At 58.7% G+C, this 16,881-nt stretch carries 20 protein-coding genes, 1 tRNA gene and 1 pseudogene; 11 read left to right on the top strand and 11 right to left on the bottom strand.

What is annotated here, in order from left to right:
* Positions 1 to 24 precede the first annotated feature (24 nt).
* Positions 25 to 786, top strand: a complete 762-nt coding sequence (locus BLS30_RS16325; protein ID WP_090230432.1) for a hypothetical protein — start codon at positions 25 to 27, stop codon at positions 784 to 786.
* A 5-nt stretch (positions 787 to 791) separates the two neighbouring features.
* Here BLS30_RS16325 and BLS30_RS16330 read toward each other — a convergent pair whose 3' ends face one another.
* Complete coding sequence (locus BLS30_RS16330) at positions 792 to 1,127, bottom strand: hypothetical protein (RefSeq protein ID WP_139165386.1); 336 nt, start codon at positions 1,125 to 1,127, stop codon at positions 792 to 794.
* Between the two features lie 147 nt (positions 1,128 to 1,274).
* Here BLS30_RS16330 and BLS30_RS16335 point away from each other — a divergent pair, with 147 nt between their 5' ends.
* From BLS30_RS16335 to BLS30_RS18545, 4 genes and pseudogenes are all read left to right on the top strand, one after another.
* A complete protein-coding gene (locus BLS30_RS16335) occupies positions 1,275 to 1,748 on the top strand; it encodes a recombinase family protein (protein ID WP_090230436.1) in 474 nt (157 codons plus the stop codon).
* Complete coding sequence (locus BLS30_RS16340) at positions 1,714 to 2,076, top strand: hypothetical protein (RefSeq protein ID WP_210184058.1); 363 nt, start codon at positions 1,714 to 1,716, stop codon at positions 2,074 to 2,076. Before BLS30_RS16335 ends, BLS30_RS16340 begins: the two co-directional genes overlap by 35 nt.
* An 84-nt stretch (positions 2,077 to 2,160) precedes the next feature.
* Positions 2,161 to 2,448, top strand: a complete 288-nt coding sequence (locus BLS30_RS16345; protein WP_090230442.1) for a hypothetical protein — start codon at positions 2,161 to 2,163, stop codon at positions 2,446 to 2,448.
* Positions 2,449 to 2,459: 11 nt separating this feature from the next.
* Positions 2,460 to 3,467 (top strand): annotated as a pseudogene (locus BLS30_RS18545) (recombinase family protein); the annotation flags it as partial.
* A gap of 129 nt (positions 3,468 to 3,596) precedes the next feature.
* Here BLS30_RS18545 and BLS30_RS18260 read toward each other — a convergent pair.
* Both BLS30_RS18260 and BLS30_RS16355 read right to left on the bottom strand, forming a co-directional pair.
* The gene (locus BLS30_RS18260) at positions 3,597 to 3,920 is read right to left on the bottom strand and encodes a hypothetical protein (protein WP_210184059.1); all 324 of its coding nucleotides are present in this window, start codon (positions 3,918 to 3,920) and stop codon (positions 3,597 to 3,599) included.
* A 43-nt stretch (positions 3,921 to 3,963) separates the two neighbouring features.
* Positions 3,964 to 4,039, bottom strand: a tRNA-Ala gene (locus tag BLS30_RS16355).
* 195 nt (positions 4,040 to 4,234) lie between these two features.
* Between BLS30_RS16355 and BLS30_RS16360 the strand changes: the two genes are divergently transcribed.
* The 3 genes from BLS30_RS16360 to folD all read left to right on the top strand — a co-directional run bounded on the left by BLS30_RS16360 (position 4,235) and on the right by folD (position 5,806).
* Positions 4,235 to 4,525 carry a YggT family protein gene (locus tag BLS30_RS16360; RefSeq protein ID WP_046476777.1) on the top strand — a complete coding sequence of 97 codons (291 nt, stop codon included), beginning with the start codon at positions 4,235 to 4,237 and terminating at the stop codon, positions 4,523 to 4,525.
* Positions 4,522 to 4,854, top strand: coding sequence for a DUF167 family protein (locus tag BLS30_RS16365; RefSeq protein WP_046476779.1), 333 nt, complete (start codon positions 4,522 to 4,524; stop codon positions 4,852 to 4,854). Before BLS30_RS16360 ends, BLS30_RS16365 begins: the two co-directional genes overlap by 4 nt.
* Positions 4,855 to 4,921: 67 nt before the next feature.
* Entirely contained in the window at positions 4,922 to 5,806 is an 885-nt protein-coding gene (gene folD / locus BLS30_RS16370) for a bifunctional methylenetetrahydrofolate dehydrogenase/methenyltetrahydrofolate cyclohydrolase FolD (RefSeq protein ID WP_046476781.1), read from the top strand.
* Between the two features lie 92 nt (positions 5,807 to 5,898).
* Here folD and BLS30_RS16375 read toward each other — a convergent pair whose 3' ends face one another.
* Complete coding sequence (locus tag BLS30_RS16375; RefSeq protein WP_090230445.1) at positions 5,899 to 6,906, bottom strand: AraC family transcriptional regulator; 1,008 nt, start codon at positions 6,904 to 6,906, stop codon at positions 5,899 to 5,901.
* A gap of 117 nt (positions 6,907 to 7,023) precedes the next feature.
* Here BLS30_RS16375 and BLS30_RS16380 point away from each other — a divergent pair, with 117 nt between their 5' ends.
* Positions 7,024 to 7,479, top strand: a complete 456-nt coding sequence (locus BLS30_RS16380; RefSeq protein ID WP_046479923.1) for a cupin domain-containing protein — start codon at positions 7,024 to 7,026, stop codon at positions 7,477 to 7,479.
* Positions 7,480 to 7,557: 78 nt separating this feature from the next.
* On the opposite strand, the gene BLS30_RS16385 is transcribed toward BLS30_RS16380, so the two are convergent.
* The 5 genes from BLS30_RS16385 to rsmI all read right to left on the bottom strand — a co-directional run bounded on the left by BLS30_RS16385 (position 7,558) and on the right by rsmI (position 12,239).
* Positions 7,558 to 8,064, bottom strand: a complete 507-nt coding sequence (locus BLS30_RS16385) for a GNAT family N-acetyltransferase (RefSeq protein ID WP_197540877.1) — start codon at positions 8,062 to 8,064, stop codon at positions 7,558 to 7,560.
* Positions 8,065 to 8,200: 136 nt separating this feature from the next.
* Positions 8,201 to 9,730: a YifB family Mg chelatase-like AAA ATPase gene (locus BLS30_RS16390; protein WP_090230447.1), complete on the bottom strand. Its 1,530-nt coding sequence runs from the start codon at positions 9,728 to 9,730 to the stop codon at positions 8,201 to 8,203.
* 91 nt (positions 9,731 to 9,821) lie between these two features.
* Positions 9,822 to 10,772, bottom strand: a complete 951-nt coding sequence (gene gshB, locus BLS30_RS16395; protein ID WP_046476808.1) for a glutathione synthase — start codon at positions 10,770 to 10,772, stop codon at positions 9,822 to 9,824.
* Positions 10,773 to 10,888: 116 nt separating this feature from the next.
* Entirely contained in the window at positions 10,889 to 11,287 is a 399-nt protein-coding gene (locus tag BLS30_RS16400) for a YraN family protein (protein WP_090230450.1), read from the bottom strand.
* On the bottom strand, positions 11,277 to 12,239 hold the full coding sequence (rsmI, locus tag BLS30_RS16405) for a 16S rRNA (cytidine(1402)-2'-O)-methyltransferase (RefSeq protein WP_244512500.1): 963 nt from the start codon (positions 12,237 to 12,239) through the stop codon (positions 11,277 to 11,279). Before rsmI ends, BLS30_RS16400 begins: the two co-directional genes overlap by 11 nt.
* A gap of 270 nt (positions 12,240 to 12,509) precedes the next feature.
* On the opposite strand from rsmI, the gene BLS30_RS16410 reads away from it, so the two are divergent.
* Positions 12,510 to 13,838 (top strand): penicillin-binding protein activator, encoded by a 1,329-nt coding sequence (locus BLS30_RS16410; RefSeq protein ID WP_139165388.1) that lies wholly within the window; start codon positions 12,510 to 12,512, stop codon positions 13,836 to 13,838.
* Positions 13,839 to 13,974: 136 nt separating this feature from the next.
* Positions 13,975 to 14,913 carry an AEC family transporter gene (locus tag BLS30_RS16415; RefSeq protein WP_046476812.1) on the top strand — a complete coding sequence of 313 codons (939 nt, stop codon included), beginning with the start codon at positions 13,975 to 13,977 and terminating at the stop codon, positions 14,911 to 14,913.
* On the opposite strand, the gene BLS30_RS16420 is transcribed toward BLS30_RS16415, so the two are convergent.
* Both BLS30_RS16420 and dnaJ read right to left on the bottom strand, forming a co-directional pair.
* On the bottom strand, positions 14,910 to 15,512 hold the full coding sequence (locus BLS30_RS16420; RefSeq protein WP_090230456.1) for an NADPH-dependent FMN reductase: 603 nt from the start codon (positions 15,510 to 15,512) through the stop codon (positions 14,910 to 14,912). The genes BLS30_RS16415 and BLS30_RS16420 overlap by 4 nt on opposite strands.
* Entirely contained in the window at positions 15,512 to 16,666 is a 1,155-nt protein-coding gene (dnaJ, locus tag BLS30_RS16425; RefSeq protein ID WP_046476816.1) for a molecular chaperone DnaJ, read from the bottom strand. The genes BLS30_RS16420 and dnaJ overlap by 1 nt, the downstream gene beginning before the upstream one ends.
* Between the last annotated feature and the right edge of the window lie 215 nt (positions 16,667 to 16,881).

The following is a 16,881-nucleotide window of genomic DNA, read 5'->3' on the forward strand; positions in this document are numbered from 1 at the left end:
CATAAAACGGGGTGTGGAAGGGAATTGAGCTACGACACGCACGATCTGCGCGGGATTTTCAAAGAGGCCAAGCGTGAGCTTGAGCGCCGCGAGGATGAGCGCGATTTCGCAGCGGAAGTCTCCGGCATCAGTAACGGCAGGATGGCCCGCTTCCTCAGCGCTGAAGACCGTGAGAAACGCCGGGCCGAACATACGGGCGAAGGCGAACGCCGCCGCAGCGAGAGCTTCACCCGCCTGCAAACCCTTCTCGCCAGCAATGCCGCCTATGCCAAGCTCTACAACGACACGTTTGCCCTCTTGGGCGATGCGGAAGACGCCACCGACCGCGCCATTGCCAAAGCCCACGCAGCACTGGACGAAGCGCAGGCCCAGTTGGAACAAACCCTATCCCGCGCCGCCCAGCTGCCGGACGGCACGCGCGTATTCCGCGATGCGCGGGGGGAAGTCTGGAACGAACGCGGCGAACCCGTCAGTGATACGGTTGCCGCCTCCATCGAATGGCGCGGCGATGAACCCGCTTACGAGCAGTATTTGGAAGAGCGTGAGTCTGTGACAAACAGAGTCACGCGCCTTGAAGCGCTTCAAGGCTATCGCATCGATACGCTGGGCCGCATCCGCGACCGCATGAGCGATCACGACAACCCGCCATCGGCACCGGAGATCGAGCAGTTCAAGCGGGATATTCAAGAAAACATGCCCGAAGCCGCCCAAGCAGAAATGCCCCGGCAACCCCCGGTCCTAGCGACCGCCGGACCTGCCACATCACACGATATTCCCACAATGTAAGAAGCCTATTTGTACTTGAACGACCCGCAGGCCTTCTGCAACACGGCGATGATGACGCCGGTCGGATGGTGATCCGGGAAGCGCTGCATAGCAGCGATGACAGGCTGGTATCCGCCCGAAAGATGTTTGCCGGACCAATCGCCAATGCATTTTGCTTGATCGGCAGAGTTCTGAGCCGCGACAAGCCCCGCCATCAGTACGGATGAGTTGATGTAGCTCGTTTGCGATTCCGCCGGGTAGGTGAGGAACTTCGAACTCTTGAACGCTTCATCGGCGGTGCCTGTCTGCGCGCACACGATGGTACACAGGCTTGCTAGGGCTAGTGCTTTTCTGCTCAACATAAATGATCGTTATTGTAGAGGAGGAGAAACTAGCACGAGAATGATCGAACGACACTTGCAAAGCGGCGGAATTCCGCCAACTGATAGCGCTAGCACTAGCGCGCATCGCACCTCGGCAAAAAGGATCGATTTTGACGAGGTGACGTCATGACGAACCTCTTTTTCCCAAGCATCGAAGTGACGGGCAGGCGCATAGGCTATGCGCGGGTTTCCACCCAAGACCAGAAGCTCCGCATGCAGCTGGATGCGCTTAAGAGCGCGCAGTGTGATCACATATTCAAGGATCAGGGCGTCTCCGGCGGCAAGGCCAGCCGCCCCGGTCTGGACAACGCCCTCAAGACCTTGAAGCGCGGTGACGCGCTGGTGGTCTTGAAGCTCGACCGGCTGGGCCGTTCGGTGCAGCATCTTTCAGACCTGCTGGTGCATTTCGGGAATGAGGGCATTCATTTTTGCTCGCTGGCGGAAGGCATCAACACGACCACGCCGGGCAGCAAGCTGGTCTATCATCTCTTCGCCGCCTTCGCGGAATTCCAGCGCGATATCGACCTGTCCCGTGCCCGAGAGACTTTGGGATGTCTATTCCGGGATGGACGAGTCTTCCATGGTAAGCAGCGCGCATAAGGCAGCTCGCCTGGACCTCGCGGCGCTTGACCTACCGCAAGGCCTTTTGAAAGATCAGTTTTATGCCTATGCGATCGGCACTTTGCGCTGCACGCCTCTATTCCAGCGTATCGATGAACTTGCAGCAGACGGACTCACCGATGCCCAAGCCTACGATTTTTTACGGGAACAATACGCAGGTGGGTTGTCGCTTTCTGTTGAGCAGCATTGGAAAACGCTGAAGGCATGGATTTCCGTTTTCTTCGGTGGCGCATACCGACTTGAAGTTGGTCAGGAGGTACTTGTAAAGGGCCAGAGATTGCAAGGGTCCGGGAAATTCACGCGCTAGTTCTCATCGACTTCCGCCCACCGGCCTTTCCCCCGAACAGCGCCACGCATCAGGGCAAGGTGTTTCCAGACAATATGGAAACACATGATCATGCCGCTCAACCCTGACGACTACCGCCATCACTTTGCGAACTTCGATCTGACGCGGGAGCAGGAAACCGCCATGATCGAGGCGCTGATTACCATCGCTGAGACGGTTGCCGATCTCGCATGGGGCGTTCACCCCTCACAGCACCCGGAGGTGGCGAACGATAATGATTCCCTGTGTAATTCCAATGTGATAAACTTTCCTTCGCAATCAACACACAACCGGAAACCGGAGGAAGGAACCGCGCAGGCGCGCGGTCAATCAGCCCGCACGAGAAGACCATGACCAGATCATCCATGCCCCCAGCCGTCATCTATTGCCGCGTATCCAGCGTGCGCCAACTTAAGGAGGGCGATGGCCTTGCTTCGCAGGAAACGCGCTGCCGGGAGTATGCGCGGCACAAGGGCTACGACATCGTGCAGGTATTCCGGGATGAGGGCGTATCCGGGGGGATGATCGACCGGCCCGGCATGCAAGCCATGCTGGCCTTTCTTCGCCAGCACAAGAATGCAGGCGGCCTCAGCGTCATCATCGATGATATCAGCCGTCTTGCGCGCGGGCTCCAAGCGCATATCGAACTGCGCTCCGCCATCGGGCAGGCAGGTGGTAAGCTTGAAAGCCCCTCCATAGAATTCGGCGAGGATTCCGACAGCGTGCTTGTCGAAAATCTTCTGGCCTCCGTCTCCCAGCACCAGCGCCAGAAGAACGCCGAGCAGGTGAAGAACCGCATGCGCGCCCGGTTCATGAACGGCTATTGGGTGTTCAGCTGCCCGGTTGGCTATCGCTACGAACGCGTTGCCGGACACGGCAAGATGCTTGTGCCGGATGAGCCTACCGCATCCATCGTCCGCGAAGCGCTGGAAGGCTTTGCATCAGGGCGCTTTTCCAGCCAGACCGAAGTGAAACGCTTCATGGATCAGCATGGCGCTTTTGCCAAGGCGCGTAGCAGATCGTCCTGCTTGCAAAAGGTGCGCGAGGTTCTCGAAAGACCACTCTATGCCGGAGTGATGGACATGCCCAGCTGGGGGCTCACAGGCATCCAAGGTAAGCACCAGCCACTTATCACTTTCGAAACGCATCGGCGCGTATTAGAGCGCCTGCACGGCCCACGATACGGGATCGCGCGCAAAGACATGCGCGACGACTTCCCGCTGCGGGGCATCGTCCTGTGCGCCTGTTGTGAGCGCCCGATGACGGCGGCATGGTCGAAGGGCCGTAACGGACGTTATCCCTACTATTCCTGCCACACAAAAGGCTGCGAGCAAGGGCGCAAGTCCATCCGCAAGGAAAAGCTGGAGGGAGAGTTCACCGACCTGCTCGAATCGCTGCGCCCTTCCCAGGAGATCTACGCGGCCCTGCGCGAGATGCTGACGGCAGCGTGGGAGCTGCGCCGCCGCGCCTGCGGTGACCGCACATCGCTTCTGAAGTCAGAGCTAAGCCAGATCGAACGCAAGACCGCTCAGCTCATGGACAGGCTGGTAGAGGCCGACAACGCCACCCTCATCGCTGCGTATGAGGAACAGGTCCGCAAACTGCACAGCCAGCGAATCGCGGTGCAGGAAAAGCTCGCCGGACCCGCCCCTGCGGCAGGCGACTTCGAAGAGAGTTATCGAACCGCTTTGGAGTTCATCGAAAACCCAGCAAAACAGTGGGCTTCGGACGATCTGGCGAAGCGCCGACTGGTCCCCAAACTCATGTTCGGTGACCGCATGCTCTACCGCAAAAATGATGGTTATCGAACCGCCGGAATCACCCATCCCTTCAGGGTTCTCAAGGCGATTCAGGACGGGAAATCAGGAATGGTGGAGCCGAGGGGAATCGAACCCCTGACCTCCTGGGTGCGATCCAGGCGCTCTCCCATCTGAGCTACGGCCCCTGAAAATTAGGTGCGGGCGATTTACTGCCCGCACTCCGAGCATGTCAAGCAGCTGTAAGGTGATCCGCGTCCTTCCGCTGGCATAAACACGGGATTCATTAGACTTTCATCATCATATACATACCCAGAGCGACTTGCCCGCAGCGCACGGCAACGCTACACGTCAGCGAACCGCAAGCAAATGGATCCGCACGAATGCTCGAGCTCTTGAACTTCATCAGCTATGTCATCACGCTGTATACCTACGTTATCCTCGCCAGCGTGATCATGAGTTGGCTCGTCGGCTTCGGCGTGATCAACGGCTATAATCCCACCGTCCAGGCCATTTATCGTGCTCTAAACGCGCTGACCGAGCCTCTGTTGCGCCCCATCCGTGCAATTTTACCGGATCTCGGAGCCATCGATATTTCGCCCATTGTTCTGCTCTTGGCGTGTTTCTTCATCCAGAGCGTCGTACTGCCCAACATTGCAAAAATGGTATTGTGACGGACAAATCCCTGCCATGGCGCCAAATCGCCGAAGGCGTCGAGTTGCGTATCCGCCTAACGCCGAAAGCTGCGCGCGACGAAATCCTCGGCCTGGAACAAACCGCCGATGGCCCAGCCATCAAAGCCCGAGTGCGCGCGCTACCGGCTGACGGCGCAGCCAACGCAGCCATCGAGAAGCTCGTAGCCAAATGGATCGGCGTTCCCAAAACGTCCGTTGCGGTGAGCCAAGGCCAGAAATCTCGCGTCAAGGGCTTGACCATCCATGGCGAACCGAAAGGACTTGCAACGCGCCTCGAAAGCCTGTGGCAAGACCTCGCAGCGCAATAGGCGCCAGATACGCGCTATCCAGTCAGCCTTGATTTTTTAAATACCTGAAGGGAAGGAAACAGAAGAAATGACAGGTCCACGCATTATCGACGGCAAAGCGGTTGCCGCAGAAGTCCGCGCCGAGATGGCAAAGAAGGTGGCTGCGATCAAGTCAAAGCATGGTCAGGTACCCGGACTTGCTGTCGTACTCGTCGGCGAGGACCCGGCCAGCAAGGTTTATGTCCGCAACAAAGGCGCTCAGACCGTCGAAGTGGGTATGAATTCTATCGAGCACAAACTTTCTGCCGAAACCTCTCAGGACGAACTGCTCGCACTTGTCGACACTCTCAACAAAGATCCGCAGGTGAACGGCATCCTGGTTCAGCTTCCGCTTCCGAAACACATCGATGCCGAACTCGTTCTCAACACTATCGATCCGATCAAAGACGTTGATGGCTTCCACCCCGTGAACGTCGGCCGCCTTTGGATTGGCGAACGCGCACTGGTGCCTTGCACGCCAACCGGCTCGGTCATCCTTGCAAAATCCGTCGCCCCGAACCTGTCAGGCATGGACGCCGTCGTTGTCGGCCGCTCCAACATCGTCGGCAAACCGATGGCCGCCCTCCTGCTTCGCGAAAACTGCACGGTGACGATCGCGCACTCGCGCACGCGCGACATTGAAAACGTGGTCAAGAAAGCGGATCTCGTCGTAGCTGCCGTCGGTATCCCCGAGTTCGTTCGCGGCGACTGGATCAAGCCGGGTGCGATCGTCATTGACGTCGGCATCAACCGTATCGAAGGGCCGGACGGCAAGGGTCGTCTCGTCGGCGACGTCAACTTCGCCGAAGCCTCAAAGGTCGCAGGCGCCATCACGCCGGTTCCCGGCGGCGTCGGCCCGATGACCATCGCCTGCCTCCTCAAGAACACGGTCGAAGCATTCGAAATGCAGACCGGCTTGAGCGCAGACGCATAACGTTTGCCGAAACGGCACCGCATCTCAGAACATCAAATTGCCGGGGCGCTTAATCGTAAGCGTCCCGGCGTTTTTTGATCGCCCTCTGCAACCTAAGGAATATTTTGGCGATATTGACTCGGTGAGACACCGGTCCATCGTCGGAACGCCCGCGTAAAGTGCGCAGCGTCGCCATAACCGAGCATAAACGCAACGTCCGTCACCGGCGCTTCGCTCTCACGAAGAAGTTGCTCGGCCCGCCGTAGCAAGATCGCCTCGGCGACGCGATTGAACGTCGTCCCCTCTTCTTTCAGCCGCCTCTGAAGCGAACGCCGGGTTGTCCCGAGCTTTGACGCCACCCAATCCACACGCGGATAGCCGTCATGAAGAGCCAGCTCGACGACGCTGGCAGTCGCCGCCGCCACATCCGTTGGACGCGGCACGGACGGCTCTGGAACCGGAGCCCCAAGCTGCCGATTGAAACGATGGGCAAACGAAGCGTTCTCAAGTAACGGCGCACAAAACTCTATCGCCGGCACCGCATGCCCGTGAGAGATGTTCGCGCCAAAGATCTCCTCGAGCTCACGCGTAGGTGTCCCGCGGGGAAGCGCGCTCATCACGACATTGGGGTGCCATGTCGGTCCCGCGTAAACGCGCACGACATCTATCATGTACCCGAGTGCGAGAAACTCGTTGTGATGCCGTCCCTCACTTTCAGGCTCGAGAAATTCAATCGACCAGCGCGCAATCGGCCCGCACACTGAAAGTGTCAGCGGGGTAGACGTTTGCAGCAGGGTGTCCATGCCAACTTGCGCACGCCATGTGGCTTGCTGCAATGTCCCAGCCGCGCAGACCCAGGCCCCGAATGCACTCAATTCCGTGCTTTTGACCACCTGTCCAAGCCGGGCGCCGAAATGAGGATCTCCGGTTTCCCGCGCGGCTCTGTCCAGGAGTCGAAACTGCTCCCGTAACGGCACGAGAATGTCCCGCTGCTCAAGGATCGCGAACGGCAGATCAACGGCGCTAAGAACGCGCGCAATGGAGCCGCCCCCTTCGCCCATGAATGTGCGAATAGGCCCGAGTGAGCTTGCACGTGTAAATCCTGGTAAACGAAGCGCCATCGTTCCAGCAACCTTCAAAATCGAATGGAGCTTGGCGCAAAATGGCAAGCGGGCCTGCGCTGCCTGAGGCAGGTTTCCAGCACTTCAACGCAGAGCATTTTAGTGAAAGGAACCACGGTGACGACCCTTCCTTTTGATACTCAGAACATCCATTGGAATACGCTCGAAGGTTTGGCTCACGTCGCCTACCATATTTGCGCCGTCGATGAAGAAAAACGCATTGTCGATATTCTGTTCAAGTTCGACGCCAATTCGCAAATCGCATTGCATCGCCATGGCGCCGCTTACATCACGTTGGTGCTCCAGGGCGAACTTCGCATCTATCGCGCCAATGGAGAGCTGAAAGAAGTCAGGCCTGTCGGAAGTTATGTGTCGACGCTAGCCGGAGGCGAGCCTCATCGCGAGGGTGGAGGCGATCAGGACGTGATCGCGTTCTTCAGCAATCGCAACGTCGACGGACCGATCTATGAAATCCTCGACGACGACCTGAACATCATCGCGGTTTTCGGTATTCCCGAGTTCAAGGCCCTGTGGGAGGCTCAGCCGACCACCACCATCAAAGCCGCCGAATAAGAATTTCCCGAATATAATTGCAGAGCACACACGATGTGACCGACAGCGAACACGCGTGTGCTCCGCACAATTTCGCAATCAGCGTTTGAGCCCGCGAACCATATAGCGCGCATCGTCCCCATAGCTGGCAAGCTTCGTGCTCATGCTTGGGATCGCGAGAACTTCAAAGCCGTTCCGCTCCCAGAACGGAACGGATTGATTGACGGCGACGAGTGCCACAGCTTGCCATCCAGCCAACGGTACCGCTTCCACCAGATGATCGAGAATCGCCCGCGTATAGCCTTTGCCTCGGGCGACGGGAAGAAGAGCGAGATCGTGGATGTAGAGCACATCTGCGTTCTCTGGGATTGCGCCAATCGGGCCGTTGAGTGGTGGCGCGCTACCATACGTCCAAGGATAGGCTATCAAGTAACCTTCGATGTCGCCGTGCGGGGCAATGAGCGTAAAGCAGGTTGTAGAACTAAGCCGCAACCGCTCTTCAAAACGTGCCGGTTCTTCGAAATGATCAGGGAAGGCGACGTCCGCCAAAGTCAGGACACCCTCAAGGTCCCCCAATGTCATGGGGCGCCACGTAGAAACGTCCATCACGTCCACTTTCCTCCAAACGAGCGGTTGCTGGTCAGGTGCGAGGCCCTTGCTTCAGTCGGAGACATCCAAAGCGCCCATGTCGAAGCCGACAACACCCAGAACAAACCTTAGCCGTTTGCGGCACGAACGCGTCCTAGGCAACCTGTCGCTGTCGCAAGCTTTCACCACGGTACGACAGAGCTTCGGCTATATGAATCTGCCCGACCTCCTCCACGCCGTCGAGATCCGCCAGCGTTCGCGCAACCTTCAACGTTCGATGAAAACCACGTGCGGAAAGGCCCAAGGTATCTGCGGCTTGTCGCAGAAGCGCCCGGCCCTCTCCGTCAGGCATAGCGGTCTTCTCCAGCAATTCTCCCGAACACTCGGCATTCGTTCGAATACGCGTGGCACCGTGAGCCCGAAAACGTTCGCGTTGGCGCTGACGGGCCGCATCCACACGAATCCGGACATCCGCACTGCCTTCCACAGGTGGCGGCAGGACGAGATCCGCCGCTGACACCGCAGGTACCTCGATCTGAAGGTCGATGCGATCCATCAACGGCCCGGATACACGCGCCTGATAGTCACTCGCGCATCGCGGCCCTCGCTTGCACGACTGGCCGGGAGACCCGCCACCACAGCGGCAAGGATTCATCGCAGCAACAAGTTGAAAGCGCGAGGGGTAAACGACGCGATGATTGGCCCGTGCGATGACGGTTTCACCCGTCTCGATTGGCTGCCGCAGACTGTCCAGAACCTGAGGTGTAAATTCCGGCAGTTCATCCAGGAAGAGGACGCCAAGATGCGCCAGAGAAACCTCGCCCGGCTTCGGCCGCGATCCGCCACCGACCAACGCCGCCATGCTCGCGGAATGATGCGGCGCGCGAAACGGCCTCCGGCTCGCCAGCTTCCCGCCCATCAATTCTCCGGCAAGGGAATGCACCATCGAGACTTCTAGCATCTCTTCCACTTCGAGCGGCGGCAGAATGGACGGCAAGCGCGCAGCCAGCATCGACTTGCCGGAGCCCGGTGGCCCTACCATTAGGAGATTATGCCCGCCGGCCGCGGCGATTTCCAACGCACGCTTGGCGCTCTCCTGCCCTTTGATATCGCGCAGATCAGGCAACAACTCGTTGTTCGCCTCGACATTAGGCTTTGGCCGCGACAGGGTCTGAAGGCCTTTGAAGTGATTGACCAGTGAAAGCAGATGCGGTGGCGCCAGCAGCGTAAAATCCTCGCCTGCCCAGGCTGCCTCCGCCCCGCATCCCGCTGGACAGATCAACCCCTTACCCAGCGCATTCGCACCGATCGCAGCGGGCAGGCCGCCCGGCACATCACGGATAGATCCATCAAGCGCAAGCTCTCCGATTGCAGCAAAATCCGCTATCGCATCCGGCGCTATCGCGCCCATGGCCGCCATCAGTGCTAGGGCAATGGGCAAATCGAAGTGGCTGCCTTCCTTGGGCAGATCGGCGGGAGCCAGATTGATTGTGAGATGCTTGTAAGGAAGCCCCAACCCCACGGCATGCAAGGCATTGCGGACCCGCTCACGGCTTTCCGCAACCGCCTTGTCCGGCAATCCAACGATGGCAAATGCGGGGGCTCCGGGCGTGATCCGAACCTGCACCTCAACGGCACGCGCCTCGATCCCCACGAACGCCAACGTCGAAATCTGCGCGTACATCTGAGCCCCCGATCCGTACACTCACGATCAAAGGAGCCTAACGCACCGCATACGCCATTTCAAGAACATAAGAGGAACAAGAAGTGGGTTTTCACTGCCCGATATTCACCCGCGCCTCGATCGCGTCCCAAATCTTCGCCGAGATGTCTGGGCCGCCCAACGCCTGAATGTGCCGGATACCCGTTGGCGACGTGACATTGATCTCAGTGAGATAAGGCCCGATCACATCGATGCCGGTGAACAACAACCCGCGCCGCTTCAGCTCCGGCCCGAGCCGCGCGCAGATCTCAAGGTCACGCTCTGTAAGGTCCACCGCCGCGGGCTTGCCGCCAACATGCAGGTTCGAGCGTGTCTCACCTTCCGCAGGAATACGGTTGACGACACCCGCCGGCTCACCATCCACCAAGATGATCCGTTTATCGCCGCCACTAACCTCCGGCCGGAACTCTTGCACCATGAAGGGCTCGCGAAAAACCGTCTGAAAGAGTTCAACGAGAGAACCGATATTGGAGTCGTCCGGCTTCAACCGGAAAACAGAAGCCCCGCCGTTGCCGTACAGCGGCTTGACGATGATGTCCTTATACTGACGCCGAAACGCGAGAACATCGTCGAGCTGCCGCGTAATCATCGTCGGCGGCATGAGATCAAGGAAATCGAGAACGAAAATCTTCTCCGGTGCATTGCGTACATGCGCAGGATCGTTGACCACCAACGTCTGCGGATGGATGCGCTCCAACAGATGCGTCGTCGTGATGTAGGCCATGTCGAATGGCGGATCCTGGCGCAACAGCACCACGTCTTGCCCGCGCAGATCCTCGGTGCGCGGATCTTCCAGGTGATAGTGCGCACCTGCCTTGTCTTGAACTTTGAGACTCGCACCGCGCGCTATGAGCTTATCGCCGTGCAGCGACAGGCTCTGTGGCGTATAATAAAAAAGTTCGTACCCGCGCCGTTGCGCCTCGATCAGGATCGCGAAAGTGGAATCGCCGGCAATATCGATCCGCTCAATCGGATCCATCTGGCAAGCAATTTTCAAGGACATCGGCGGCTTCCTCATTGAAGCAGGGAGGGAACGGGAAAATTCCCGGGGTATTTGCGCGACACAAGAAGGGCACCAGCCACGGGCTTGTCAATCATCAGTATTTTCGTACTGACAGTTCACCGAAGCTCATGATCCGATAAACCATTCTGAATATGCAGCGGCCATCGCCACGGCACGAGAAACACCACGTCAAAACCTACATCGTGATTCTCAAACGATCGCCGTTTGCTGAGCCAGAGTTCTGCGGCTCGTCGCACCCGCTGTCGCTGCCGCAGCTGAATAGACGCTTGCGCAGCGCCCACGTTCCGCCGCTGTTTCACTTCAACGAATGCAAGACGACGTCCACGAACCGCGATGAGATCAATCTCCCCACCCGCTGTTCGCACACGGCGGCCCAGCACTCTGTATCCCTTGAACATCAGCCAAGTTGCGGCCACGCGCTCCGCCATCAAACCACTGAAATACCGACGTCGCCTTTGACGTTTCCAGCACCTAGCCTCCGCGTCATCCGCCATCTTGCGCTCGCTTCATAGCCAGTCCGAGATCATAGACGCGCGCCTTCGCCACCTTCAACTCACTGGCGATCAAACGCGCGGCATCACGCAAGCTAAGGTCTGCGAGAGCCGCCTTCAGCCGTTCCTCGATATCGGTATCCGCAATCTCTTCGGTAACCGGCGGCCCGACAAGAATGACGATTTCCCCTTTGACCGTCTCACCATCGTAAGCAACGGCAAGTTCGGACAGAGGCCCGCGCACGAAATCCTCATTGAGCTTGGTCAACTCCCGCGCGACGACTCCGGCACGTGGCCCGAGACAGGCACTGAGATCGGCAAGGCTTTCCGCAAGTCGCGTTGGCGCTTCAAAAAAGATCAATGTCGCCGGGACCTGCGCCAGGGCCTCAATCCGCCCCCGCCGCGCATCCTTCCGTGTCGGCAAAAACCCCGCAAACAAGAATGTATCCGTGGGGAGACCCGCTGCCGTTAAAGCCGTGAGCGGCGCAGACGCGCCCGGAATACTAATGACCGCATGCCCCTCGGCAATGACGTCACGCACGAGCTTGTAACCCGGATCTGAGATCAACGGCGTTCCCGCGTCGCTGATCAGCGCAACCCGGTCCCCGTGTGCGAGTGCCGCGAGAATATGCGGACGCTCTTTCTCGGCGTTGTGCTCATGATAGGACCGCAACGGCGCCTTGATCGCGAAGTGGCTAAGCAACGTACCACTGTGGCGCTTGTCCTCGGCATAAATGACATCGGCCTTCGCCAGTACGGCGAGCGCCCGCAAACTGATATCGGAAAGATTGCCGATCGGCGTCGCCACGAGGTAGAGCCCTGCCTCCGTAACCTTGGAGAAGGCCCGCTCCAGCTCAGTCACGACACGCGGCGCGACAAGGTCCAAACCGCCGTCGTGGCGAGTCGACTCACGGCCGGAAGTGCCTCTTTCGGGATTAACCTTCAAGCGCGTCACGTTGGAAAAACCTTCCTATGCTCAAGCGTACGGCTGTTTCCCAAGAGCATCATGTTCACCAAGTATTGGTTTCAACAGCGAATTGGGCAACGTGTAGCCAAATTTGCTGCATAGTGACAGGAAAGGACTTCCGACGCGTGCTATCACCGTCTATCCAGGGTTGCATTGGCGGCTGCGAGCGATTCGGGGCGCCAAACTGGGGCGCCCTTGGCCAATCCGGATTGCCGCGGTCCTTGGCCAAGCCTGCTACTCGCGGAGATCGAATACAATATGATGAAGGCCGTCGCAGCGAGCTTCATACAAAAAATCGGAGCACTATGGCTCCGAATCCGGCCCGCCGGCATACTATCAATTCTCGGTCTGAGCGCGCTCTCGCTGGGGCTAGCCGCGTGCGCGACGAATTTGGGCGGCCCCGGACTGACCACGCCCAATCAAGCGACCGAAGCCGCCGCGCTAGGCCCTTCCGGCAAAAGCCACCGTCCCGTTAAAATCGCCATGTTGCTCCCACTCGGCGGCTTCAGCCAATCCGCCGCCGTCGCCAAGAGCATGAAACAAGCAGGCGAAATGGCCCTGTTCGAGTTGGATAACCCAGCCATCCAGCTGATTGCAAAGGATGACAAAGGCACGCCCGAAGGTGCGCGCGCCGCAGCACAGCAAGCCATCGATGAAGGCGCCGAAATCATCCTCGGCCCATTATTCTCGAGCGCCGTAACCGGCGCTGCGTCGGTGGCACGCACAGCCAACGTGCCAATCATCGCATTCTCGAACGATCGCAAGGTCGCTGGAAACGGCGTCTACCTTCTGAGCTACCTTCCCGAGTCTGAAGTCGAGCGCATAGTTACCTACACAATCTCAAAGGGTAAGCGCCGTTTCGCCGCTCTCATCCCCAACGGAACCTATGGCGCAGCGATAGAAAATGCGTTTCGTAATACTGTGACGCGTTCGGGCGGAACCATCGTCGCACTGGAGCGCTACGAACCCGGCGCAAATCAGATGCTCGAACCCGCACGACGCGTATTCGATATCATCAAGCAGGCTGGGCAAATGGGCTCACCTGTCGAAGCGTTGTTCCTCCCCGGAGGGCAAGAAACCCTTCCGAGCCTAGGCCCGCAGATCGCCTATGCTGGCCTCGATACATCTCAGATCAAGATCATTGGAACAGGCGCGTGGGAGTTCCCCAACATCGGGCGAGATCAAGCGTTTGTTGGCGGATGGTACCCGAACCCCGACCCGCGCGGCTGGCGGGAGTTCTCAGAACGCTTTGCACGCAACTTTGGACAGGCGCCGCCACGGCTGGCGAGCCTCGCCTATGACGCGATGAGCTTGGCGATTACGCTATCGTCCAATCCGTCCGCCAATCGCTATTCTCCAGCTGCCATAACGCGGGCCTCTGGTTTCAACGGCGTCGACGGCATCGTCCGCTTTACGCCAGACGGATTGTCCTCGCGCGGGCTCGCAGTCCTCGAAGTTCAAAAGTTCGGCTCCTCCGTGGTCGATCCCGCGCCCGGCGGTCCCACAACACCGCTTACGACCGGAGGCCTTTCCCCTCAGCAGCAGAAAGAGTCGCCTTGGGCAATCCCAGGGACCGGCGCTTACTGACCATCCGACACCTCGTCTAGTTGCCTAACCCTCCGAGCTTAGCTAGGAAACAACAAAGCCGTATGCGTTCACCGCCACCGGATCAAACCTCCGGATCGAAGACCAACATCAACGGCTAAAACAAGGCGCGGTGCGCATGCTCGCAGTATTGGCCATCGTAGCCCCCGTGTTTGGGCTCATCATCCTAGGCTACCTCTCTGGCCGTTTGGCTTGGCTTTCCCCGGCGGCTGAAAAGGGGGTCGCCGAGTTTGCCTTTTCCTTGGCGATTCCCGCCCTCCTATTCAAAACCGTAGCGACAGCCGAGTTCGCCGATCTGTCCGTTGTCGGTGTGTGGGGAAGCTACTTTGGCACGGTAGGCATCATTTGGCTCCTCGCCGCTCTCACCACAACGCGCATCCTGCATCGCCCGGCGCAGGACGGCCCATCGATTGCCATATCATCAGCCTTCGGCAATCTGCTCATGCTCGGCCTGCCGCTTACGATGGCCACGTACGGGAATGCCGCGACCGCCACCATCGCCCTGATTTTATCCATCCACGCGCCAACACTCTGGCTGACGGCAACGCTTCACGCTGGACTGGTGGACCGCGAAGCGAACCAATCAGCCCGCGATCTCATTTCGAACCTCGTGAGGGATCTCAGCCGCAACCCCATTATCATAGCCATTGCTCTCGGCGCGTTGTGGCGCGTAACCACCCTCACACTGCCTGCGCCTATTCTCACGATGTTGACCTTGCTTGCGCAATCAGGCGTCGCCGCAGCACTGATCGCACTCGGCCTGTCTCTCGTGAAAGCCGAAATCAAAGGCCAAGCGCCGACCCTGTCATCGATTGTGCTGCTGAAGCTGATCGCCATGCCGACGATCGCTTACCTGCTGGCGTCTCAGGTATTCCAGTTGAGCCCCGTTTCGCAGGGTGTCATCACGATCTTTGCGTCCGTACCGACGGGCGCCAACGCGTTTCTGTTCGCCTCCAAAAGCGGCCGGGCCATCAACTCAGCCTCGGGCGCAATCGCATTGGGCACAGTCCTGTCGGCCGTAACGATCTCGATCTTGCTGGCTATAATTCAGCACTAACGCGGGAACACACCCGCCGCATCCAAGACGGATGCCGTGTGTGCAAGTTTGCGGATGGCCGTCCTCAGACGTTCCTGCGCGTCTGTATCGTTCAGACTGCCGTCTTCCGCGAAAGCGGTATTTGCGCGCGGCAACATGAACTGATCCGGCAGCACAAGAGCGCCAAGCCCCAACTCTAGCACCGGGCGCACGCTATGAAGGCCACGTAGTCCACCCGTACCGCCCGATGATGCGGACACCAGTAGAAACACGCGTGTCTTAAAGACCTTCGCCGTCCCATCATTCTCTCGGATGCGGCTCACCCAATCCAAGGTGTTCTTCAACAGCGGCGTGATGGAGGAATTATACTCGGGGCACGCGATCATAATTCCGTTGTGCTGCTCAAACAGCTTCTTAAACCGCTTGGCATTTTCAGGTTGCCCGGAGTCCAGTTCGAGATCACCGTTGTAGAGCGGCATATCGTAGTCGGCGAGATCGACGAACGTTGCGTCGATGCCATCCGACGAAGCGATCGTCGCGCCGAGACGAGCGAGCTTCTTGTTGAACGAAGCACTCCGTGTTGAGCCGGCGAAAAAAAGCAATTTCGCCTGATTGCCCATCAGCCCGCCTTACCGTCGAAGAACTCTTTCACGCGCGCAAAAAAGCCGTGGCTCTCTGGGCTCGTCTCATCGCCGCTTTGCGCTCTGAACTCTTCAAGCAGCTCACGCTGCCGGCGGGTCAAATTCTTTGGCGTTTCGACCTCAACCTGAATGTACATGTCGCCCATCACCTTGGAACGTAGGACGGACATCCCTTCTCCCTTAAGCCGGAACTGCTTACCGCTTTCCGTTCCTTCGGGGATTTTGACCCGCTTCTTGCTGCCAGCAACTGTTGGAACTTCGATTTGACCGCCAAGAGCCGCAGTCGTCATAGAGATGGGAACGCGACAGAAGATGTCCGCGCCGTCGCGCTGGAAAAAAGCATGCGGAGTGATGGAAAGGAAAATGTAGAGATCACCCGAAGGCCCGCCGCGCAATCCAGCTTCACCTTCTCCGGCTAGACGAATGCGCGTACCATCTTCAACGCCGGCTGGAATATTGACCGACAGCGTACGCTCCTTCGTGGTGCGTCCTGAACCGCCGCAGCTCGTACACGGATCCTGAATAATCTCGCCACGTCCGTGGCACGACGGGCACGTCCGCTCAATCGTGAAAAAGCCTTGGCTGGCGCGCACTTTGCCGAGCCCTGCGCAGGTCGGGCACGCCACGGGTTTCGTATTCGGCTTGGCTCCTGTGCCGGAGCATGTTTCGCAAGCCACGCTCGTCGGCACGCGGATCTCAGCCGTCTTGCCCGTATAGGCTTCGCTAAGGCTAATCTCCATGTTGTAGCGAAGATCGGCACCGCGCTCACGGCCCGTACGGCTGCGAGGACCACCACCGCCCCGACGCCCTCCCATGAACTCTCCGAACAAATCGTCGAAGATGTCCGACATGGACGAAGCAAAATCCGGCCCAAAGCCACCGCCCGGACCACCCCGGCCACCCATGCTGCCATCGAAGGCTGCGTGTCCGAACTGATCGTAAGCAGCCCGTTTCTGTGGATCCTTCAGAACCTCATAGGCGGTGTTGATTTCCTTGAAACGAAGCTCGGCGTCTTCATCTGCGTTGGCATCAGGGTGATATTTCTTCGCCAGCTTGCGAAAAGCCGACTTGATTTCCTGATCCTGTGCTCCGCGCTGCACGCCCAAGATGTCGTAAAAGTCGCGCTTGCTCATTTCAGCGCGCGTCCTTCTTCGCTGCGAGCCAGACAATCATAGAAGATCTCCCATCCCACACGGTACGCGTCTCCGCGCATTGCACACCCCGCATGAACCTACGCCTATGACCGCAAGTGCTCCATGAAAATATCCTCACTGGCATAGCGGACCGGACCAATGCGGCTCATCCTCTACCACCAGTTCGCCCTGTGTGGCGAAAACCCCTTCCGGCA

Origin of the sequence: Filomicrobium insigne (genome assembly GCF_900104305.1) — a bacterium.
GTDB lineage: Bacteria > Pseudomonadota > Alphaproteobacteria > Rhizobiales > Hyphomicrobiaceae > Filomicrobium > Filomicrobium insigne.